Source organism: Clostridium omnivorum, from assembly GCF_026012015.1.
GTDB classification, from domain to species: domain Bacteria; phylum Bacillota; class Clostridia; order Clostridiales; family Clostridiaceae; genus Clostridium_AX; species Clostridium_AX omnivorum.
Genome location: NZ_BRXR01000001.1, coordinates 3,634,982 through 3,656,689 on the forward strand (window position 1 = coordinate 3,634,982; position 21,708 = coordinate 3,656,689).

At 32.4% G+C, this 21,708-nt stretch carries 19 protein-coding genes; 13 read left to right on the forward strand and 6 right to left on the reverse strand.

What is annotated here, in order from left to right; all coding sequences use genetic code 11:
• The first annotated feature begins 26 nt into the window (after positions 1-26).
• The 4 genes from bsdE14_RS17220 (at position 27) to bsdE14_RS17235 (ending at position 3,888) form a co-directional block, all read left to right on the forward strand.
• Positions 27-671 carry a TetR/AcrR family transcriptional regulator gene (locus bsdE14_RS17220; protein ID WP_264851238.1) on the forward strand — a complete coding sequence of 215 codons (645 nt, stop codon included), beginning with the start codon at positions 27-29 and terminating at the stop codon, positions 669-671.
• A complete protein-coding gene (locus bsdE14_RS17225) occupies positions 672-1,370 on the forward strand; it encodes an ABC transporter ATP-binding protein (protein ID WP_264851239.1) in 699 nt (232 codons plus the stop codon).
• Entirely contained in the window at positions 1,370-3,613 is a 2,244-nt protein-coding gene (locus bsdE14_RS17230) for an ABC transporter permease (protein WP_264851240.1), read from the forward strand. The genes bsdE14_RS17225 and bsdE14_RS17230 overlap by 1 nt, the downstream gene beginning before the upstream one ends.
• A 113-nt stretch (positions 3,614-3,726) precedes the next feature.
• Positions 3,727-3,888, forward strand: a complete 162-nt coding sequence (locus bsdE14_RS17235) for a hypothetical protein (RefSeq protein WP_264851241.1) — start codon at positions 3,727-3,729, stop codon at positions 3,886-3,888.
• A 127-nt stretch (positions 3,889-4,015) separates the two neighbouring features.
• Here bsdE14_RS17235 and dhaS read toward each other — a convergent pair whose 3' ends face one another.
• The gene (gene dhaS, locus bsdE14_RS17240; RefSeq protein ID WP_264851242.1) at positions 4,016-4,579 is read right to left on the reverse strand and encodes a dihydroxyacetone kinase transcriptional activator DhaS; all 564 of its coding nucleotides are present in this window, start codon (positions 4,577-4,579) and stop codon (positions 4,016-4,018) included.
• 169 nt (positions 4,580-4,748) lie between these two features.
• Entirely contained in the window at positions 4,749-6,227 is a 1,479-nt protein-coding gene (locus tag bsdE14_RS17245; RefSeq protein WP_264851243.1) for a S1C family serine protease, read from the reverse strand.
• Between the two features lie 204 nt (positions 6,228-6,431).
• On the opposite strand from bsdE14_RS17245, the gene bsdE14_RS17250 reads away from it, so the two are divergent.
• Together bsdE14_RS17250 and bsdE14_RS17255 are read left to right on the forward strand one after the other, a co-directional pair.
• Positions 6,432-9,671 (forward strand): DEAD/DEAH box helicase, encoded by a 3,240-nt coding sequence (locus bsdE14_RS17250; protein ID WP_264852291.1) that lies wholly within the window; start codon positions 6,432-6,434, stop codon positions 9,669-9,671.
• 188 nt (positions 9,672-9,859) lie between these two features.
• The gene (locus bsdE14_RS17255) at positions 9,860-10,027 is read left to right on the forward strand and encodes a zinc-ribbon domain-containing protein (protein ID WP_264851244.1); all 168 of its coding nucleotides are present in this window, start codon (positions 9,860-9,862) and stop codon (positions 10,025-10,027) included.
• Between the two features lie 124 nt (positions 10,028-10,151).
• Here bsdE14_RS17255 and bsdE14_RS17260 read toward each other — a convergent pair whose 3' ends face one another.
• From bsdE14_RS17260 to rocF, 3 genes are all read right to left on the reverse strand, one after another.
• Complete coding sequence (locus tag bsdE14_RS17260; RefSeq protein ID WP_309298125.1) at positions 10,152-11,975, reverse strand: M56 family metallopeptidase; 1,824 nt, start codon at positions 11,973-11,975, stop codon at positions 10,152-10,154.
• Complete coding sequence (locus bsdE14_RS17265) at positions 11,976-12,350, reverse strand: BlaI/MecI/CopY family transcriptional regulator (protein WP_264851246.1); 375 nt, start codon at positions 12,348-12,350, stop codon at positions 11,976-11,978.
• A 219-nt stretch (positions 12,351-12,569) separates the two neighbouring features.
• Entirely contained in the window at positions 12,570-13,496 is a 927-nt protein-coding gene (gene rocF / locus bsdE14_RS17270; RefSeq protein WP_264851247.1) for an arginase, read from the reverse strand.
• 540 nt (positions 13,497-14,036) lie between these two features.
• Between rocF and bsdE14_RS17275 the strand changes: the two genes are divergently transcribed.
• Both bsdE14_RS17275 and bsdE14_RS17280 read left to right on the forward strand, forming a co-directional pair.
• Entirely contained in the window at positions 14,037-14,171 is a 135-nt protein-coding gene (locus bsdE14_RS17275) for a hypothetical protein (protein WP_264851248.1), read from the forward strand.
• An 85-nt stretch (positions 14,172-14,256) separates the two neighbouring features.
• On the forward strand, positions 14,257-15,300 hold the full coding sequence (locus bsdE14_RS17280) for a DNA polymerase IV (protein ID WP_264851249.1): 1,044 nt from the start codon (positions 14,257-14,259) through the stop codon (positions 15,298-15,300).
• Between the two features lie 10 nt (positions 15,301-15,310).
• Here bsdE14_RS17280 and bsdE14_RS17285 read toward each other — a convergent pair whose 3' ends face one another.
• Complete coding sequence (locus tag bsdE14_RS17285; RefSeq protein WP_264851250.1) at positions 15,311-15,637, reverse strand: winged helix-turn-helix transcriptional regulator; 327 nt, start codon at positions 15,635-15,637, stop codon at positions 15,311-15,313.
• 149 nt (positions 15,638-15,786) lie between these two features.
• Between bsdE14_RS17285 and bsdE14_RS17290 the strand changes: the two genes are divergently transcribed.
• From bsdE14_RS17290 to bsdE14_RS17310, 5 genes are all read left to right on the forward strand, one after another.
• The gene (locus bsdE14_RS17290) at positions 15,787-16,779 is read left to right on the forward strand and encodes an NADH:flavin oxidoreductase (RefSeq protein WP_264851251.1); all 993 of its coding nucleotides are present in this window, start codon (positions 15,787-15,789) and stop codon (positions 16,777-16,779) included.
• A gap of 17 nt (positions 16,780-16,796) precedes the next feature.
• On the forward strand, positions 16,797-17,960 hold the full coding sequence (locus bsdE14_RS17295) for an iron-containing alcohol dehydrogenase (protein ID WP_264851252.1): 1,164 nt from the start codon (positions 16,797-16,799) through the stop codon (positions 17,958-17,960).
• A gap of 387 nt (positions 17,961-18,347) precedes the next feature.
• Positions 18,348-19,778: an ABC transporter substrate-binding protein gene (locus bsdE14_RS17300; protein WP_264851253.1), complete on the forward strand. Its 1,431-nt coding sequence runs from the start codon at positions 18,348-18,350 to the stop codon at positions 19,776-19,778.
• Positions 19,779-19,866: 88 nt separating this feature from the next.
• A complete protein-coding gene (locus bsdE14_RS17305; RefSeq protein ID WP_264851254.1) occupies positions 19,867-20,853 on the forward strand; it encodes a carbohydrate ABC transporter permease in 987 nt (328 codons plus the stop codon).
• The gene (locus tag bsdE14_RS17310; protein ID WP_264851255.1) at positions 20,850-21,689 is read left to right on the forward strand and encodes a carbohydrate ABC transporter permease; all 840 of its coding nucleotides are present in this window, start codon (positions 20,850-20,852) and stop codon (positions 21,687-21,689) included. The genes bsdE14_RS17305 and bsdE14_RS17310 overlap by 4 nt, the downstream gene beginning before the upstream one ends.
• Positions 21,690-21,708 lie beyond the last annotated feature (19 nt).

Sequence of the window (21,708 nt, forward strand, 5' to 3'; positions counted from 1 at the left end):
GTGAAAAATACTAAGGTGGTGTATCCATGCCAAAAGAAACTTTTTTAAACTTATCAGAAGAAAAACAAGAATTAATAATGAGGGCTGCTATAGATGAATTTATGAACCGAGGTTATGAGAAGGGCAATATTGGTGATATTGCAAAGGCGGCTGGCGTTGCTAAAGGCAGCATGTATCAATATTTCGAGAATAAGAAGGAGCTTTTTTTATATTCGGTCAAATGGGCTATGGAGCTTGTTATGAAAAAATACAACAAAGTCATGCTTACTGATGTGAAGGATATAAATATTTTTGATTACCTTTATGAGAGCTCCAAAGAAACTTGGCAGCAGATGAGAGAAGAAAGGGAAGTTATCATTTTTATTCAGGATGTATTTCTAGGTAAATACAACAATGTAAAGGATGAAACCATGAATTATATGCTGAAGGTAATGGATGATTACACGTTGCGGCTTATAAGAGATGGAAAGAAAAATGGATATATAAGAACTGATGTTGATGACAATATACTTGCTATGTTTATTACAGGAGCCTCAATTAAAATGAAGGAATACATTATGAACAAAGCAAGAAATGCTGGAGATAATTTAATAGATGAAACCTTTGAAGCAAATGAAAGTGAATTTAAGAGCATGATAGATTTAATAAAAAATGGAATGGGGGCAAAGTAAATGTTTGTAGAAGTAAAAAATTTAAAGAAGAGCTATAAAACAGGTGATATAAAAACTGATGTATTAAAGGGTATAGGAATGAAGCTTGAAAAAGGTGAGATAGGAGTAATACTTGGACCTTCGGGGTCAGGAAAATCAACTATGATGAATATACTTGGTGGGATTGACAGGTGCGATGCTGGAGAGGTAGTGGTTGATGGAATAGACATTACCTCTCTTAAGGATGATAAACTTACTGATTATAGAAGGGAAAATATTGGTTTTGTATTTCAATTTTACAACCTTATTCCAAATCTTACCGTAGGAGAAAATATTGAAGTAGTTTCTAACATAAGCAAGTCTCCGCTAAATACTGATGAGGTACTTAAGGCTGTAGGAATGCTTGATAAAAAGCGCAGATTTCCAAAGGAATTAAGTGGTGGGGAACAGCAGAGAGTTTCCATAGCAAGAGCAGTGGTTAAGAACCCTAAACTGCTTTTATGTGACGAACCTACAGGAGCACTAGACTTTACAACTTCAAGAGAGATATTAAAGCTTTTGCAAAAGATTAATGAAGAGTTTGGTACAACAATATTAATGATAACTCATAACACTGCTATAAGTGCAATGGCAAACAGAGTTTATAGAGTTAGAAGCGGAGAAATTGTGGAGACGAAAATCAATGAAAGGATTATTCCAGCAGAAAGGATTGAGTGGTAATGGTCATAAACAAAAAAATAAAGAGAACTATGCTGGAAAGCAAGTCTCAATATCTAGGTTCTTTAATACTAATAATTATAAGCTGCTTAACTTATACAATGTTCAACCAGTTAGCAAGCAACATGGCTAATATTACTTCCTCCTTTGAAAAAAAATATGTTCAAGAGGATGCAAGCTTTGTTGTAGATAAAAAGTTAAGCAATATACCTGAGCTGGAATCAAAGTTTAATGTAGTTATTGAGGAAGCAGCTTCTTTTGATTATTCAATTTCAAAGGATAAAACCTTAAGGGTCTTTGAGGAAAATACAAAGGTGAATATTCCAGCATTAATTGAAGGAAATAAACTTGGAAAGAGCGGTATAATTATTGACCCTGCTTACGCTAAAGCTAATAATGTGAAAGTTGGGGACAAACTAGATATAAATAATACAACCTTTATAGTAAACGGCTTTATGTCACTGCCAAACTATATATACCCACTAAAATCTCAAAGTGATCTTCTTAATGACCCAAACAGCTTTGGAATAGCAGTTGTAACTAAATCAGATTTTAACGCTATGAAAAAGGGTAATATATTCTACAGCATAAAGTATCTTGGGGATAAAAAAGATGCAGAAAATAAATTAGCTGAATTAAAGGATTATCTTAAGAACAATAATGTAGTTATACTTAGCTGGACAAATATCGGTGAAAATTTAAGAGTTAGCTACGTAACAGCAAAAATTGATAGTATAAATAAGGTTAGTGCTACAATTCCAGTATGTATATTGCTCTTAACCTGCATTTTAGCAGGTATTGTAATGTGGAGAATGCTTAAAAGAGAAGCTAAGATTATAGGAACTCTTTATGCTCTTGGTTATAAGAAAAAAGAAATAATGAAGCATTACCTTATGTATTCAATATCTATTGCTATTTTGGGTGGAGTAATTGGAACTGTTTTAGGTTCCTTAACCTTAAAGCCAATGCTTAAATTTATGATTTCATATTTCAATATGCCAATGGATTCAGTAACCTTCAACCTTAAATACATTGGAATAAGCATACTTCTTCCAATTCTGTTTTTAGTGATTAGCAGCTATTTTGTTGTAAATAGAGCATTAAAATTCTCACCTGTTGATCTTATCAGGGGTGGAAAGGAAAAAAATAAAGTTGGGTTTATAGAAAGAAAATTAAACTTAGATAAATTTAAATTTAATACTAAGTTTAAGATAAGGGAACAGCTTAGGAGTATACCAAGAAGTATTTTCCTGCTGCTTGGAGTAACAATGGCAACAATGCTGCTGCTCTTTGGCTTTGCTGCTAAGAATTCAATGGATTTCATGATGAAGGATACTTATGAAAGCACCTATAAGTATCAATACCAGTATATATTCAATTCATTGCAAAAGGGAGTTCCAACCAGTGGAGAAGCTTTTTCAATGTCACCTTTTTCATTAAAGTCAGACAGTAAAAAGAGTTTTTCAGTATGCGGAATAAATACCGATTCACAATATATTATGCTAAAGGACAGTTCAGGAAAAAGGTTAACTGCAGATAAAGTTATAATAACAAGACCTCTAGCTGATAAGCTTATGCTTAAACCACAGGATACAATTACAGTTGTTAACAAGCTAGACTCAAGAGAATACAACATCAAAATTGACAGCATAGCTGAAACCTATGTTGGAGAGAACATTTATATGCCATTATCAAGCTTTAATGAAATGCTTAACTACCCGGTAGATAGTTATATAGGACTTTGGAGTGCAGAAAAAATAGATATACCTGAAAACAAGCTTTTATCTACAGCTACCATTGATGATTTTAAAAAGTCCTTTGATTCTGTTACTCAACCTTTACAATATGCTGTTGGAACAATGTCCTTTTTTTCCTTTATAATAGGGCTAATTGTTATTTATGTGGTAACTTCTCTAGTTATTGAGGAAAACAAGGAAAGTATATCTCTTATGAAGATTATGGGCTATAGGAAGAAAGAAGTATATTCATTAATACTCAATAGTTCTGCTATAACAGTAGTGATAGGGTATATTTTAGGAGTTCCCCTTATACTTGCTTCACTTACTGCTATGTTTGCATCTGCTACAAAGGATATGAACTTCTCATTTCCAATAAGAATAGACTATATATATGTTTTAATTGGCTTTGTAATAATTTATCTAACTTATGAAGTATCAAAGATACTCAGCAGAAGAAAAGTAAATAGAATATCTATGTCAGATGCTCTAAAATCTGGACTAGAATAAGTAATGAAGCCTTGCTGCAATAGCAGGGCTTTATTACTTATCTTAGCACATATATAACATTTAATTTATGGATATGCTATAATAAGATAATTAAAAAATAGGGAGTGAACTAAATGGCAGATAAAAACATTGAAATAATGAAAAAGATTATTGAAGCAAAAAAGAAAAAGAGTGCTGAGCAAAGTGGAAGTGGTAGAGCTGAAAAGAATATAGGAAGTGCAAGAAAGGGCAGCAGAAGCAATAAGAAGACTGGCGGATTGTTTGACAAAGGCTAATAGTAAAAAGTTAAATACCAGTAGTTCACTTATGGAACTTGAAAATATAGGTATATTATTAGAAAACAATAAAAAATGCAGTGGATTCATTTAATAATTCCACTGCTATTTTTTTATTTGAAATATATCATCTTTTAGCGTGTCTAGTAACAGCTCTCAGCATGCTTCCTTCCACAATGTCTTTCAAAATGTTTACAATTCTTTCTGGAGATTCTTTCATACCGTTTTTTGCCCATTGAAGAGCAATACCTACAAAGGCGTGGTTATAAAAATCGCTTATAAAATTTTTATCCTCTTCACTAACGTCTAGACCATCAGCAACATGATCAAGCACATTTTTAATAAGTTCGTGGGTAACCTTAAATAGATATCTGTCAAAGCCATTTTGTTCGGGGGTATTGAGTGCATTAATATAAAATGCTTTATTGTTCATTAAGTACAATAAAATCCTGTATATTCCATCTATCCATGTGTCATAAGACTTATAATCAGCTATACTTTCAATGGCTTCAGTATAATAAATCCAATTTACAAGATCAAATTTGTCTTGAAAGTGATAGTAAAAGGTTGTCCTGTTAAGACCACAGTTGTCAACAATCATCTGTATAGATATTTTACTTAATGGAGTTGTCTCCATAAGTTGCTTTATGGATTCAGCAAGAGCTTTTTTAGTTATTAAAGATTCTGACATAATAACCACCTACTACAAAGATTAGTATTAATAAATACCTTATTCTACAAATTAAAGGTTAATGTTCATACTGAGATAATGCTAATATTATAGCAAAAAGCGGAGCTTATGACAACAAAAAGGAAGTCATTTTGACTTCCCCTAATATATTAATATTATTTGCTGCTGATTATTTACTTTCAGTTAGCTTTAGTGTAACAGTTTGCTCTTTTCCATCTCTATTAAGTGTAACTGACACTTGATCGCCTGCTTTGTGTTTTGCTTTAATAGTATTTACTTCATCAAAGGTAGTTACCTTTTGACCATCAAATTTAATTATTACATCTCCAGCCTGAATACCTGCCTTTTCTGCTGGACTAAATTCTGTAACTTGTTGAACGTAAAGTCCTACAGGCATATTGTATTGTTTTGATATTTCGCTGTCTATTTCTCTGCCTTGAATTCCTATTAATAAAATTGGTTTTGAAAGGTTTGATATTTTATCCTTTATAGCATTTATAGGAATTGCAAATCCAAGACCTTCAACTCCACTTTCCTTTATTTTAGCAGTATTTATACCTACTACTTGACCTCTAGAATTAATAAGTGGTCCACCACTGTTACCGGAGTTTATAGCAGCATCGGTTTGGATATAAGTAGCTTTATTAGTATCACCACTTATTTTTCTATTAAGTGCACTTACTATACCTGTAGTTACTGAGCCAAAAAAGTCTGTGCCTAGAGGATTTCCAATAGCAACTACTTCTTCACCTACTTGAAGGCTGTTCGAGTCTCCAAGTTCTACAACAGCTGGTATGTCAACCTTATCTGTTATTTGAACTACAGCTACGTCATAATTAGCATCATAGTTAACCACCTTTGCATTAGCCTGTTTACCATTGCTTAATACAACTTTTACTTGTTGAGCTCCTTCTACAACGTGATAATTAGTAAGTACATAACCTTCTTGACTTATTATCATTCCTGAACCTACGCCTTGCTGTACACCTTGTCTCCCGAAGAAATCTTGCTGCCCTTGAATAGTAGTTGTTACTGCTACTACTGCTGGCCCTACCTTCTTAGCTATTTCTGTAGCTGACATAGCGCTGCCAGTTGTAGATAGCTGAGTTGGATGATTATCATATACAGTAGTTGCTGCTTGAGTACTGCCGGATATAGATTTATATAGTGGTGAATTTTTAAATAGGCTGGTGTTAGGTAGTCCGTATAGAATAGCAGCTCCTGAAGCAGCCCCACCTATTGTTGTACATACAACACCTACAAGTACGTAGGACATGACCTTTTTAAACATACCAGGTTTCTTATTAGTTTTTTTCTGATTATAGCTATTATAATTACTTGATGTATTATTATTGTCATTTATGCTGTTAAAGTTAGCTTTAATATTACTGCCATTCATATTTTCACTAAAGGTATTTTCAACAGGTATTGAAGGTTTTACTTCAGTGTTTTCTTCAGATATAGCATTATTTACTGGTTCTGCTTCGTTTACCATTACAAAGTTTTCACCAAGAACTAGATTATCACCGTATTGATTCAATTCGCTAGTGATATCAAATTTTTCAGCTTCTACATTATCTTCATTAGTGATATTAAAGCTTTGAGGTTCCATATTTTCACCGTTTGGTCTTTGTGTATTATTTTCCATATATAATTCCTCCCAATCTATATTGGATTTATATCTATCTTATGTATTATAAGATAGAATACTTTTATGTCAATTTTGTGACAATGATGTAAAGAAATTTAAAATTTCACACCTAAAATTGAAAACAAATTGTTAAAAGCACAAAAATCAAATATATGATATAATAAAAGGATTAGAAAAATCAATGGTATTTTGGAGAGAAAAATGGTTAGAGAAGACATGCTATTACAAATATTTAATGAAGAAACCAGTGGTAAAAATCATATAAGCGGTCAAAGGGTACTGAATAATGATTTGGTCTCTTCTATAGATATTTCTGGCGAAGAAGAATTAGTTTGTATAAATGGAAATGTAATATCCGAGGGTCTTTTTAATGAATATAAGACTAAAATTGAAATGGATATAAAGAAGAAAAGTATTTTTTCTACATTCTGCAGCTGTGAAGATTATGAAAAAAATGAGTTTAAAAAGAGAAACTATTGCTGTAAGCATTTAGTAGCAACTTATTATAAAGCATTAGAGGACCTAGCAAAACACCCATTATTATATGAGGATGAAGCAAAGGACAGATTAGCGAGTAATAATAGCAGCATACTCTCAATTCTTTTAGGAGATGAAAAGGATAAAGATGAAATAAAAATTGAAGTATTCGTTAATAAAAATCAGTGGAGTTATAATTTAAATGCTGAGTTTAAGATAGGGCTTAATTCTATGAGCTCAAATAATCTTTATGTATTAAAGGATATAAATCAGTTTTTATTCAGTATTTATAATAACACCCCAATAGTCTTCAGTAAGAATTTCACTTTTGATATGAAAATTCAAAGATTCAGCACTAGGGATAAAAGGCTAATTGAGTTTATTGAAATGCTTATGGATATGGATAGAGATCATAGATATAGCAAAAGTGGAGAGAGTATTATTGATGGAAAGTATGTAAATATTCCTATGTATATGGTTAGAGAGTTTTTTAGAGTTATAAGAAAGCATAGAGTATATTTAAATGAGGGATTCTTTTTTAGACCTGTAGAAACAGAAATTTTGCTGGAGGCACCTTCTTTAGACTTTGACTTGAAGCTTATAAAAGAGGATTATGTACTTAAATCACCAGGGGGAATGCCTGAGGCTTTAGGTTCTAAAAATGATGTTTTTTTATATGGCACCAGCATATATCTCCCGGACTATGAATTTTGCTACAAGATAAGACCGTATCTGCAGGTCTTTAATGAGGCAAAGGTTATAACTATGCCAGCAGAGAAAGAGGAATCCATACTGAGAAATTTGATACCGGACCTAAATCTGTTATCACAAGAGGTCACATTGTCTAAGAATATAAAAGAGAAAATTGTTATGTCTCAGTGCAAATTTAATTTTTACCTTAATAAAGAGGGAAAAGACATAACTCTAGCAACAAAGGTGATGTATGGGGCTTATGAATTTAATATTTTTGAAGATTTTAAAGATAAGATAATATATAGAGATTCCAAAAAAGAAGCATTAGTAATTTCTAAACTGAGAGCTTTAGGATTTTCTGAATCTAAGGGAAAGTTCTATTTATTAATGGATGATGATTATATATTTAGATTCTTAAAATATGAAATTTCAAAGCTTCAGGAATTAGGAGAAGTGTTTTATTCAGAGAACTTTAAAGGGTTAAAAGCTATAGGCTCTAAAGGAATTGTAGGAGATATAAAGGCTGGCAAATATAATTATTTTGAAATGGACTTTAAGATAGGCGACATTCCTCCAAAAGAAACAGCTGAAATATTAAGGGCATTTAGGGATAATTTAAAATACTATAAGCTTAAGGGTGGAGAGTATTTGGATCTAGAAGAATTAGAACTTAATAAACTTTTAAAGCTCTTGGATGCAGTGAGTAATAAGAACATAAATGAAAATCGTATAGAAATACCTAAAAATAAAGCTGCATTTATCAATGACTTTATTCAGGATGAAGGTATTAGGTACATAAATGGAACTGAAGAACTTAAAGAAGTGAGTGATAAATTTAAAAACATTGAAAAGGTTAAATTCAAAGTGCCAGAGGAACTTAAGGGGACTTTAAGAGAATATCAAAAGGTTGGTTACAATTGGCTTAAAACTTTAGACTATATGGGCTTTGGAGGAATTTTAGGCGATGAAATGGGACTTGGCAAAACACTCCAAACAATTGCCTTTATTCTATCTAATAAGAGCAGCAAGACTCTGATTGTAGCACCAACCTCCTTGATATATAACTGGACCTCTGAGTTTGAAAAGTTTGCACCTTCTGTTAGAGTAGCAGCTGTTAATGGACCTAAGGAAGAAAGAGAAGAGATTATAAAGGAATTGCAAAACTATGATGTATTTATTACTACCTATAATTTATTGAAAAGGGATATGGAAAGCTATAATTCAGTAGAATTTGATTATTGCATATTAGATGAGGCTCAATATATTAAAAATTCAAATTCACAAAATGCTGCAGCTGTAAAAGAAATAAAAGCTATAAATAGATTTGCTCTTTCTGGCACACCTATAGAAAATTCACTTATGGAATTATGGTCAATATTTGACTTTATTATGCCGGGCTATCTATATGACGAGAAGAGATTTAGTGTAAGGTATTATAAGAGACTGAGAGAAAGTCCTGAAATAATAAATGAACTAAACAAACTAATAAAGCCATTCATACTTAGAAGAAAAAAGAAGGATGTTATAAAGGAACTGCCGGATAAAATTGAAAAGAACTTAATGGTAACAATGGAAGAGGAACAAAAAAAGATTTACAAAGCTTATGCAAATTATGCTGTTGAGTTAATTGAAAAGAGAGTAAAGGATTATGAATTTAGAAATAGCAAAATTGAAATCCTTGCTTATATAACAAAGCTGAGACAGCTGTGTTTAGATCCATCAGTGATAATGGATAATTATACTGGAGTAAGTGCTAAAATTGAAGCTCTAGTAGAACTGCTTCAGCAGAGTATAGAAGAGGGACATAGAATACTTATATTTTCACAATTTACCTCAGTTTTAAAAAATATAGGGAAGAGAATTTCAGCAGAGGGAATAAGTTATAGTTATTTGGATGGTTCAATTTCATCGGAAAAGAGAATGGACATGGTTACCAGTTTTAATGGTGGAGAGAACTCGGTATTCTTAATTAGCTTAAAGGCTGGGGGAACGGGACTTAACCTAACTTCTGCAGATGTAGTAATTCACTTTGACCCTTGGTGGAATCCAGCAGTAGAGGAACAGGCTACTGACAGGGCACATAGAATAGGACAAAAGAATGTTGTGGAGGTTATAAAGCTTATAGCCAAAGGAACCATTGAGGAAAAGATTGTATCTCTCCAAGAGGAAAAGAAAAAACTAATATCACAGTTAATGGGGGAAGAATTGTCAAAGGCAGATGGCTTTGCGGATTTAACAGAGGAGGAAATTTTGGGACTATTCCAAGCATAGGTATAGTAAATAAAAATTATTTACTATATATGTTGATTATTATTTCTATATGTGTTATACTTAAAAAGCGTTGGATGTTTGAAAATATCTAACACTAAGATTTAATTTGGTGAACAACATATCCTCTTTTATAGAAGTATTTGTTAATCTAATTTTTTCTTAAATTCTAAAAAAGGAGGAATGTTTAAATGGCAGATAAGACTTTAGTATGCAAAGATTGCGGAAAAGAATTCATATTCACAGAAGGCGAGCAAGCTTTCTACAAAGAAAAAGGATTCGAAAATGAACCACAAAGATGCCCAGATTGTAGAAGAGCTAGAAAGCAACAAAACAATAACAGAGGCTTCAGAAGATAGTAATTAGTTTACTAGTACCCTATAGGATTATTCCTATAGGGTTTTTACTTTTAGAGACAAAAATGGTGCCGCAAACTATTTTAAAATAGTTCTGCTGCACCGTTTTATACTTTTGAAGAGGGATTTATTTGAAGCGTACAGCTTCTATTCCCCAATTGTCAAACTTATCTATCAACCATTTTCCGTTTTCATATTTCAAAAGAGCTTCTCTTTTAGCAGGTTCTTTTAATCCAATTGTATCAGCAGTAAATTCTATATATATACTTGATCTACTTATTTTTTTTGAAGTTATTTTTCCGCCCGTTATGTCTATATTCAAGCCAGCTTGACCTTCGATTAGGTAATAAATATGATTATTAATTACGATGATAGAGCTTTTTAGTTTAGCTTTAAAATCATCAGTAAAAAATTTATCTAGTGATATTTCCTTATTGAGAAATGCATTTAAAGAGCTATCATCACATATTTCTTTTGGAAGCTTAGAATAAAAATGGTCATTCATTTCTATTTCAGGATAATTGTATTTATCTTTTATTTTTTCTATACCTCTTATGCTGGTATTTCCGTTACTTAGTAGCTCTAATATTTGTTCGTCTGTGATTGCTGGTATGTCATCTGTATTATTTTTTATATTAGTACTGCTGCTCCCTGGTGTAGAGTTGCTATTGGTTACTGTGTTTTTTTCTGAGGATTTTGAGTTATTACTAGTTAAAAAAGAATTATTATCCGCTTCATTATTAGGTGAAGATAGCGTATTATTTGGGGTTAATTGGTTTGCTGAATTTTCAATTGCGCTGCTTTTGAATGTTGATAAAGGCACATTCTTGCTGTTTGTTAATGAAGTGCAGCCAATTCCAAAGGTTAATATTACAGCTGTAATTGAACCTATTAAAGAAGCTTTTTTATATTTAGAAATCATTACTATTCTCCTTTTTATTTCTGATTTTTTAATCATTGAAGTGGTTCCAGGAATACTTATGGGTGAAGATATAAACTTAGCAAGCTTTAATATTGTATTTCCATAGTTTGTTCTTTCACTGCTACTTAAACATTTTAAAGTTAGTGTGTCACAGTGAATTTCGCAGTCTGCTCTCATTCTTTTGAAGCAGTACCATATTATTGGATTAAACCAGTGAATGGATAGAATGAGAGTAGTAATCCAATTAAATAGGATATCTTTGTTTTTTAAATGGTTAACTTCATGATAAAAAATATATCTTTTTTCTTCTGGAGACAATGAATTAATTAAATCTTCAGAAATTAGAATCCTTTTCTTTAATATTCCTATTGCCATTGGCATAGTTGCTCTATCATCCATAATAATAGATATATTGCTTTTAAAATTTAAATTCTTTTTACAATGTTCTAAATTATCCATAGTAGTTTTATCTGAGCAGATGTTTTTAATATTAATCTTATGAATGAAGGTAATATAACATACTAAAAAATATGTTAGTAACATTGAAGAAAATATAACCCAGATGAAAGCTAATGTATTAAAATTAAAGTAATTGTTTGGAATAATATGATCACTTTCGATTGACAATGGTGAATTGCTTTTGCTATAAACCTCCATATATTTGTTTGTAGAGCTGTGGTCATTATATAATTTGGAATCAGAAATTGAAGCATTGTTTTGTTCTGTATTCAAAGTGCTTTTTTGTTCCATAATCGAATTAGAAAAATTTATATTAGGGTTAATAATATTATTAGATGATATAAAGGATGTATTACTAAAAACATTAAAGATGCTTATTGGACTACTTGGAGTAAAGGGAAACATTAGCCTTAGTACTAATAGAAGCCAAATATAATAATGCCATTTAGAACTTAATTTATATTTAAAAATGCCTTTTACAAATAATATTAGCAAAGCAGTGACAGATCCCATTAGGGAAGTAGTAATTAATATATTAAAAGCAATATTTAGAGTCACTAATCTCACCACCTATTTATTTTTCTCTTCCAACAGGCGTTTTAACTCTTCAATTTCTTCATCTGAAAAACTTTCTTCTTTAAGGAAATTAGATACAAGTAAGTGAATGGAACCGTCATAGAGTTTTTCTAAAAACGACTTTGTTTCGTGATTAGTCAGTTCCTCTTTTGATATAAGTGGGGCATATTGGTAATGGGAGGAAAACCTGCTTGCTGAGATACCCCCTTTTTTTACTAAACGACTTATTAAAGTATGAATTGTCTTTGGCTTCCAGGGTGTACTTTTAGAAACAGCTTCAATTATTTCTGAGGAAGTAAGAGGAGATTTCTCCCATAAAACCTTCATTATCTGAAGCTCGGCATCTGTAATATTTATGTATTCTTTCATTATAATTCCTCCTACAATTGTAGTATATTTATATAATATTCTATTTCCTACAATTGTAATACATATTTTATAATCAAAATAGTTACATAATATTACATAAATTTGCAAACATTCTATAAAAGGACTGATGCACTTGTTAGCTAAGTAAAAAACCACTCATAACTTTAAAAAATTAACCTTTTAGGCTTATTTCTTTAAAGTAAGAGTGGCTTTTGTATATTATCCAAGCATTAATTGATTTTTTATAGAAGAATTATAATTTTCAAAAACACATTTTAGTAGATCTACCGATATATTTGCAGTTTCATCATTATTGTCAAGAAGTGGGTTAAGCTCAACAAAATCAAGGGATACCATCATTCCGGAAGAAGCAAAAGCACTAAGTACCTTTTTAGCTTCATCAACTGTTAATCCATCAGCAACAGGAGTGCCTGTTCCTGGAACAAAGCTTGAATCCACAGCATCTATGTCAAAGCTCACATGTATTGCATCAACTTTATCTTTAAGATAAGCTATGCTTTCCTCAAGCACTTTGTCTATTCCTTGCTTTTTAATCTTGTCCATAGTATAGGCGTTAATACTGCAATCTTTAATTATATCAACCTCGCCAGGGTCTAGATCTCTACCAGCTATGTGCACAATATTTTCAGGTTTTATTTTTATTCTATGTTCAAACAGATTGACCAATTTATCTGGTCCTTGTCCAATTGATGCAGCCAGAGGCATGCCGTGAATATTTCCTGTAAAAGTAGTTTCGTGGGTGTTTAAATCCCCGTGTGCGTCAATCCAAACCACACCAAGATTTTTTATTTTTTTACTTACTCCTGCGATGCTTCCAATACCTAAGCTGTGGTCACCACCAAGTACTAACGGAAAATTACCCTTTGATATAGAGTCATACACTTTAAAAGCAAGCTTCGTGTTTGCATCTATTACTACATCGTAGAACTTTAATTTTTGATCACATCTGTAAATATGCTCATCACTAACTTTTGCAACCTCAATATCTCCAAGGTCGCATACATCATAATCCATTTCTTTTAATAATTGTTCAATTTCCATTTCTCTAAATTTATCAGGGCCGAAATTACTCCCTTTTTTTGCTGCTCCGTGGTTCATAGGCATTCCTATGATGTTTATTGACATGTATCATTCCTCCTTGGACTTTATAATTTATATGTAATTATAGATTTTGACTTATATAAATTCTAACAGTCTTTTTATACAGATTTTTTCTATTTATATAAGTTAAAACTTTAAAAACAGATTTAATTATAGCAAAAATTCACCAGATGTCTACAAAAAAATAATGAATAAAAATTCAATTCTGAAAAATTAAGGCTTGCGGAAATGTATTGATAAATAAGGCTTCAAGGATATTGTCGTGATATACTATAGATAATTTGGTATAAGTATACATATCTTTATTGGGGCACATTTCAAAATATTCTTGTAATTTGTTGAAAGTTGTCTAAAGTAAGTGGATGACTAAATTTGCAATAGGCAAAAATATGAAAGTAAATATTAGTAAAATGTATATTTATTAGAAAATTTTTTTCAATTTATAAATAAATATTTCAATTGCTCTTCAAAGATGTAGAGGTTTAGTACGGATTTTACATTTATTTACATAAGTTTATAACTCATGTATAATATTATATAATAGTAAAAAAGGGGCTTGAAATTATGAAAAAGAATTTTATCTGGGCATCTATTGCTGTTGCTGCTATCATTATTATTGGCGGAGTAGCTTATGTTGGTGGTGGATTACTAACTTCTAATAATAAAGTTACAGAGGCAAATAAGAATGATGCTAAATAAATGATTAGGGTATTTCTATAAATTAATGTGATTTTAAGCGTATAATGTTAGTATAGGATGTTATAAACATTGTGGAGGAATTTACGTGGATAAAGTAATAATGCATGTGGATATGGATGCTTTTTTTGCATCAGTTGAAGTAGTGGATAATCCTAAGTTAAAAGGAAAGCCTGTTATGGTTGGAGGCACTACAGAAAGAGGTGTTGTGTCTACCTGTTCTTATGAGGCTAGGGTCTTTGGCGTTAGAAGTGCAATGCCAGTTTTTATGGCTAAGGCAAGATGCCCTGAGGGGATTTTTCTTCCCGTTAGATATGAGCGGTATAAGGAAGTTTCCAATGTAATATTTAGTATACTTCATGAAATAACGCCCTATGTGGAGCCTTTGAGTATAGATGAGGCTTATTTAGATATAACTGACGTGAATGATAAACCTATTGAAGTTGCAAAGTTCATAAAAAATAAAGTCAAAAAAGAAACAGGATTGACCATATCAATAGGTATATCCTATAACAAATTTCTTGCTAAGCTAGCATCTGATTGGAATAAGCCTAATGGGCTTAAGATTATTACTGAGGGTATGATGCCTAAGATTTTATTTCCTCTGCCTGTGCGCAATGTTTACGGATTGGGTCAAAAGTCAGCTAAAAAACTTAATGATATTGGTGTGTTCACTATAGAAGAGTTGTATAAGCTTCCAAAAGAATTGTTAATTGAATTCTTTGGTAAGTATGGTTCTGAAATTTATGACAGGATAAGAGGTATAGATAAAAGAAAAGTTGAGATTTCTAGGGAAAGAAAATCTATAGGAAGGGAGACAACCTTAAGGACGGACACGGAGGATAAAGAGGAACTAAAGGAATATATATGGGAATTTGCAGTGGATATTTCAGAAACAATGCATAACAAAAATGTGAGTTCTAAAAGTATAACTATAAAGATAAAGACTGCCTCCTTTGTAAATCATACTAGGAGCAAGACATTAAACTATTATATAGATAATGCCGAGGAAATTTACAAGGAAGCTTGCAGTATTATAGATGAATTAAAATTAGATGAAAAAATAAGACTTATTGGATTATCAGTTTCTTCATTAAAAGAGAACAAGATTGAACAGCTGTCCTTTTATTAAAAAGGACAGCTTATTTCATGTTTTGTTCTCCCCATTCACTCATCATTTTTAGTACTGGAAGAAGGGTTAATCCTTTTGCAGTTAAGGAGTACTCAACCTTAGGAGGGATTTGATGATATTCTTCACGATGTACAAGACCGTCGTTTTCCAGTTCCTTAAGTTGGTTGCTAAGCATCTTATGAGTTATCCCATTAATGCTCTTTTTAAGTTCGTTATATCTTTTAACCCCATCTATAGATAAATAATACATAATTAGTATTTTCCATTTGCCTCCGATTGCATTCAGTGTACATTCAATTGGACATGTAAATTTGCGTATATCGCTACAAGTGTTCATAAATAATGTTACTCTCCTTTTGGATAGTATCTTACATAAAAGTGCATACTTTTATATAGTCACTTATGTTATATAATTAATATATATCATTATTTTTGAAAGGTAAAGAAAATATAAAGCAAATATTTGCTATAAAGGAGTGTTTATTAATGGCAAAGTTACTTAATCCACTAAAGATAAAGAATTTAACTTTAACAAATCGATTGGTTATGCCGCCTATGGCTACAGCAAAGGCGGAAAATGATGGAAAAGTAAGCCAGGGAGTTTTGGAATACTATAATGAAAAATCTAATGGTGGATATATTTCACTGATAATAATAGAGCACAGCTTTATAATGCAGCAGGGAAAGGCTAGTGAAAATCAGCTATCTGCAGCTGATGACAGTACAGTGGAAGGTCTTAGGAAATTAGCTGATACAATACATAAAAATGGATCAAAAGCAGTTATGCAGCTAAACCATGCAGGAAGTGCAGCGAAATTTGAGGTTACTGGGAAAGAAGTGGTTGGACCTTCAGCTGTAGCCAATCCTAGAATGGGGAATGTACCGAAGCAATTATCAGTTGAGGATATTAAAGACATAATCAATGCATTTAAAGAAGCAGCAAGACGTACTAAAGAAGCTGGCTTTGATGGAGTAGAAATACACTCGGCTCATGGGTATTTACTAAACCAATTCTTCTCACCATTAACTAACAAACGTACAGATGAGTATGGTGGCCAGGTACAGAATAGGATCAAGATACATTCAGAGGTAATCAAGGCTGTAAGAGAGGCTGTAGGAGAGGATTTTCCTATATTGTTAAGACTAGGAGCTGCAGATTATATGGAAGGTGGAAGTACTGCTGAGGATAGTAAAATTGCAGTAGTGGAGTTTGAAAAAGCTGGCGTAGATATAATAGATATTTCTGGAGGATTCAATGGCTATATAGTACCAGGAGCTAAAGAACAAGGGTACTTTGCTCCGCTTACTGAAGCTGTAAAAAGTGTGATAAACATACCTGTTATCTTAACAGGAGGAATTGTGGATGCAGAAGCAGCAGAGGTGCTTTTAACAGAGGAAAAAGCTGACCTAATTGGCGTAGGAAGAGCTATTTATAAGGATTCTAATTGGGCTCAAAATGCAATAGAAAGTTTAAGATAATAAAAGGGGAGATAAGAATGAAAGATTTTAATTATTCCATTCCAACAAAAATATTTTTTGGAGTAGATAAGATAAATGTGCTAGGAAGCCAAATCAAAAATTATGGTTCTAGAGTACTGCTTGTCTATGGTGGTGGTAGCATAAAGAAAAACGGCTTGTACAATAAAGTAATAGAAAATTTAAAAGAAAATAATATAAGCTTTTGGGAACTGCCAGGCGTGGACCCTAATCCTAGAGTTACAAGTGTAAGAATAGGTGTGGATTTATGTAGGGAAAATTCTATAGATATTGTGCTTGCTGTAGGTGGAGGAAGCTCTATTGATTGTGCAAAGGTAATTGCTGCAGCTGTGAATTATCCAGGTGATGCTTGGGATATTGTATTGGACCCAAGAAGAATAAAAGGTGTGCTTCCAATTGCAAGTGTATTAACCCTGGCAGCAACAGGCTCAGAAATGGATGCAGGTGCTGTAATTACAAATCTGGATACAAACGAAAAGCTTGGTACAGGACATCCTGATATGGCACCTAGATTTTCTATATTAGACCCAACTTATACATTTACAGTTCCTGCGAATCAAACGGCAGCTGGTACAGCAGATATTATGAGTCATATTTTTGAAGTGTATTTTAACAATACTGAAAGTGCTTATTTACAAAATAGAATGGCAGAAGCAATGCTAAAAACTTGTATTAATTATGGCAGGAAGGCAATAGATGAACCTGAAAACTACGAAGCGCGAGCTAATTTAATGTGGACCTCAAGTCTTGCTATAAACGGTTTGCTTTCCTATGGAAAAGATGCAAAGTGGAGTGTTCATCCAATGGAGCATGAACTGAGCGCGTTTTACGACATTACCCACGGAGTAGGGCTTGCAATATTGACTCCTGCATGGATGAACTATGTGCTTAGTGAGAATACCATAGACAAATTTGTTGAATATGGAGTTAATGTTTGGGATATTGATAAAACTCTTGATAAAGAAACTATAGCGCATAAGGCTATAGAAAGGACAAAAGAATACTTTATTTCACTTGGAATACCTGCTGCTTTAAGAGAAGTAGGTATTGGCGAAGAAAAACTTGAAATAATGGCAAAACAAGCTACAAGCAGAGGGTCAATTGGTAACTTTAAAGTGCTTGAAGCTGAGGACGTGTTGAATATATTTAAAGCTGCTTTATAAACCACGTGAATATTTGTGAGCATATAATTTTTAAGATTTTGTCTTGAATTTTGTATGCTCTTTTATTTTAATTAGCGGAAAAGATTTGTTAAATTAAAAGAAGATTATCGAAAGAATATAGAAACCGGTTTCGATAAGTGCATGTCAATGCTTTTAATAATTTTGTTGTTATATTAGTGCGAGCAAAACAAATGATGAAGTTTAGCCAGCATCAGTATTTGTACTAAGATTTCAAGAGCGTTATTATATTTTTTTAAAAAATAAACAGAAAAATTATTAAAATACATATTGTAAAAATATTGAAAAGATGATATTATAATCTTGTAAGTATAGAAACCGATTTCGGTAAGTTCTTATAGTCATAATTTTTTATATGGGGTGGTAAAAATGAAGAAAAAGGCGATTGCATTGGCTCTTGCATGTCTAATGTCAGTAGGTATACTTGCTGGTTGTAGTAAAGACACTGCAACAAACACAAATAAGTCTTCTGGGAATAAGACATTAAAAGTTTGGTCCTTTACTGATGAACTTAAGACTGCGGCGCTTGCTTTTCAGCAAAAGCATCCAGACGTAAAAGTTGAATACACAATGATTCCGATGACAAATGGTGAATATCAGACAAAGCTTAAATCTACATTGAAATCTGGGGATGTTCCAGATGTAGTTGGACTTGAAGCGGGATTTGTAAGAGAATATGTTGAAAGTGATTATCTTGCAGATGAATCAGATTTATTACCAACTGCAAAAGAGTTAGGCACATATCAATTTACAATTGATATAGGTACATACAAAGGAAAGACTAAGGCTTATTCATATCAATCAACCCCTGGAGCTATGTTCTATAGAAGAAGTCTTGCTAAGCAATATTTTGGAACAGATGATCCAGCTAAAATTCAAGAGTTAGTTTCTGATATGTCTAAATTTGAACAAGCTGCTAAGACAATTAAAGAAAAATCAAATGGAAACACATATATGGTTTGTTCCACAGGAGACTTTGCTAATTTATACTTTGCAAATCGTAAGAGTCCATGGGTAGTAGATGGCAAGCTTGTAATCGATCCCAAGGTCGATGAATTGTTTGAAACTGCAAAATCCTTTAGACAAAACGGCTATGAAGCTCAAGCTACTCAATGGCAAGAAGGCTGGTTTGCGGGAATGAATGATTCCTTAGCAGATGCAAAAGGAAATCCAAAACAAGTATTTTGCTACCTGCTTCCAACTTGGGGACTTCCATACACTCTTATGCCAAATTCAGCTCCAAAAGAAGTTAAAAAAGAAGGTTCTGATGAGAAAAAGACTGTAGGAAAGAACACTGCAGGCGACTGGGCATGTATAAGTGGACCTATACCATATCAATGGGGTGGAACATGGGTAGGAGCATTAAAAGATGCTAAGAATGCTGATTTAGCTAAAGAATTTATAAAGTTTACTACTCTTAATGAAGAAACTCTTAAAAATTGGGCAACTGGAGTTTATACAAACGATTATTTAAAGAAGATAGATCCATCTATAGGTGATAAGCTTTCTCAAGGTGCTGGGGACTTTGTATCTAGTAAAAAAGTAGTTGACTCAATAGTTTCACAATTTGACAATGCTGAAACAAGTAAGTTCTTAGCAGGACAAAACTCTTATAAAGGTTTTGCTGAAGCTGCTCCTTCGGTTAGTGCAAAACTTATACAGGCTTCAGATGATGCTATTCAGCGTGCATTAAATGACCCTCTAGCTAATTATGCTGCTGGTAAAGCTACCAAGGCAGATGCAATGAAGCAATTTAAAGATGCTGTTAAGAATGCATTGCCTGATGTAAAAGTAGATTAATTTAAATTATAATAAAATCTGCGGTTTATATAAATAACCGCAGATTTTATCCATAAGCTATCATTAAATTGGAAAGGATGTAGTTGCCGTGGCAGAGAATTCCGTTAGAATAAAGAAACGCAGCAATAAAATAAGTAAAAACCTCTATGGGTACTTATTTACAGCTCCTTTTATTATTGGATTTTTAATATTTAGTCTTTATCCATTAATTTATACCTTTTACTTGAGCTTTACTAATACAACACTAATGAGCGATGGATACAAACTTGTAGGTTTTGATAATTTCAAAAATCTTTTTGCAGATAAGTTCTTTCTTCAATCCTTAAGAAACACATGGAAGATATGGTTACTTAATTTTATTCCGCAGATAGGCATAGCAATGCTTTTAGCTGTATGGTTTACTAGTAATAGACTTAAAATAAAGTTTGTTGGATTTTGGCGTACTATATATTATTTGCCTAATCTTTTAATGCCAGCAACAATAGCGGTATTATTTTTTAATCTTTTTTCACTATATGGTCCAGTCAATCAGTTCACTGTAAGAGCAGGTATTATTGGTAGTGCAGTTGATTATTTTAGAAGCAATGGGTGGACTCAAAGTTTGGTAGTATTTATTCAGTGGTGGATGTGGTTTGGTTCTACGCTTATAATACTTATGGCCGGTATGACTTCCATTTCTCCTTCCTATTATGAATCTGCAATGGTGGACGGTGCAAGTTCATTTCAAATGTTTAAAAGTATAACACTTCCTCTTTTAAAGCCAATACTTGTGTATACTTTAGTAACCTCCCTTGTTGGTGGTATGCAAATGTATGATATACCTTATATGCTTACAGATGGAAGAGGTTCGCCAAATGGATCTATTATGACAATGAATGTACTTATGTATATGAAATTTTCAAGCGATAAAGGTCATATAGGGGCTGCAGCTAGCGTAGGAGTTATGATATTTATAATAACTTGTATATGTTCTTTATTAATAATTAAGTTATTAAGCGAAAAAGACCCAGTAAAGGATAAAAAGAATGTAAAAAAGGCTAAAATCAACGGAGTAAAGGGGGAAATTGGAGCATGAATTATACTGTAAAAACAAAAATAACACGTTTTTTCGTGTATATAATATTGATTATTCTTCTAATTATTTGTATTCTACCTTTATGGCTTTTAATTGTAAATTCCACCCGAACTACAGCACAGATTCAGCAGGGAATTAGCCTTATTCCAGGTAATAACCTTATGGCGAATTGGAAAAACCTTACTAATAGGGGCTTTAGTATAAGCAGAGGTTTTTTTAACAGTGCATTTATATCAGTTTGTGTTACAATATTGACAGTTTATTTTTCTATGCTGTTTGCATATGCAATTCATGTTTATGACTTTTCCTATAAAAAGTTTCTATATGCCTTTGTAGTTATGCTTGTTATGCTACCTACACAGGTTTCAATTATAGGTTTTTATCGCTATATGTCAGCTATAAAGCTTACTAATTCTTATATACCGCTTATATTGCCTGCAATAGCTGCACCTGGTTCCATTTTCTTTGCTAAGCAGTATTTAGATGCAGTAATAGTACGAGACCTTATTGATGCTGCAAGAATTGACGGCTGCGGAGAGATAACAATATTCCACAAGATAATGATGCCTATAGCAAAGCCAGGAGCTGTTACCATGGGAATATTTGCTTTTGTAGCATCTTGGAATAACTTCTTTACTCCATTTATAATGCTTTCTAAGATGAAATTATACACACTTCCTATGCTGGTTCAGACCTTAAGAGGGGATACTTATAGAACTGAATATGGAAGTATTTATTTAGGACTTGCCGTATCTATAGTTCCTATAATAATTGTTTATGCAATTTTCTCTAAATATATCGTTAATGGTATATCAATGGGAGCAGTAAAAGAATAAAACAAAGGCTGGTGACTAA

Coding starts and splice junctions, on each gene's coding strand:
- bsdE14_RS17220 (WP_264851238.1), top strand. CDS start 27: ATGCCAAAAGAAACTTTTTTAAACTTATCAGAAGAAAAACAAGAATTA.
- bsdE14_RS17225 (WP_264851239.1), top strand. CDS start 672: ATGTTTGTAGAAGTAAAAAATTTAAAGAAGAGCTATAAAACAGGTGAT.
- bsdE14_RS17230 (WP_264851240.1), top strand. CDS start 1,370: ATGGTCATAAACAAAAAAATAAAGAGAACTATGCTGGAAAGCAAGTCT.
- bsdE14_RS17235 (WP_264851241.1), top strand. CDS start 3,727: ATGGCAGATAAAAACATTGAAATAATGAAAAAGATTATTGAAGCAAAA.
- dhaS (WP_264851242.1), bottom strand. CDS start 4,579: ATGTCAGAATCTTTAATAACTAAAAAAGCTCTTGCTGAATCCATAAAG.
- bsdE14_RS17245 (WP_264851243.1), bottom strand. CDS start 6,227: ATGGAAAATAATACACAAAGACCAAACGGTGAAAATATGGAACCTCAA.
- bsdE14_RS17250 (WP_264852291.1), top strand. CDS start 6,432: ATGGTTAGAGAAGACATGCTATTACAAATATTTAATGAAGAAACCAGT.
- bsdE14_RS17255 (WP_264851244.1), top strand. CDS start 9,860: ATGGCAGATAAGACTTTAGTATGCAAAGATTGCGGAAAAGAATTCATA.
- bsdE14_RS17265 (WP_264851246.1), bottom strand. CDS start 12,350: ATGAAAGAATACATAAATATTACAGATGCCGAGCTTCAGATAATGAAG.
- rocF (WP_264851247.1), bottom strand. CDS start 13,496: ATGTCAATAAACATCATAGGAATGCCTATGAACCACGGAGCAGCAAAA.
- bsdE14_RS17275 (WP_264851248.1), top strand. CDS start 14,037: ATGAAAAAGAATTTTATCTGGGCATCTATTGCTGTTGCTGCTATCATT.
- bsdE14_RS17285 (WP_264851250.1), bottom strand. CDS start 15,637: ATGAACACTTGTAGCGATATACGCAAATTTACATGTCCAATTGAATGT.
- bsdE14_RS17290 (WP_264851251.1), top strand. CDS start 15,787: ATGGCAAAGTTACTTAATCCACTAAAGATAAAGAATTTAACTTTAACA.
- bsdE14_RS17295 (WP_264851252.1), top strand. CDS start 16,797: ATGAAAGATTTTAATTATTCCATTCCAACAAAAATATTTTTTGGAGTA.
- bsdE14_RS17300 (WP_264851253.1), top strand. CDS start 18,348: ATGAAGAAAAAGGCGATTGCATTGGCTCTTGCATGTCTAATGTCAGTA.
- bsdE14_RS17310 (WP_264851255.1), top strand. CDS start 20,850: ATGAATTATACTGTAAAAACAAAAATAACACGTTTTTTCGTGTATATA.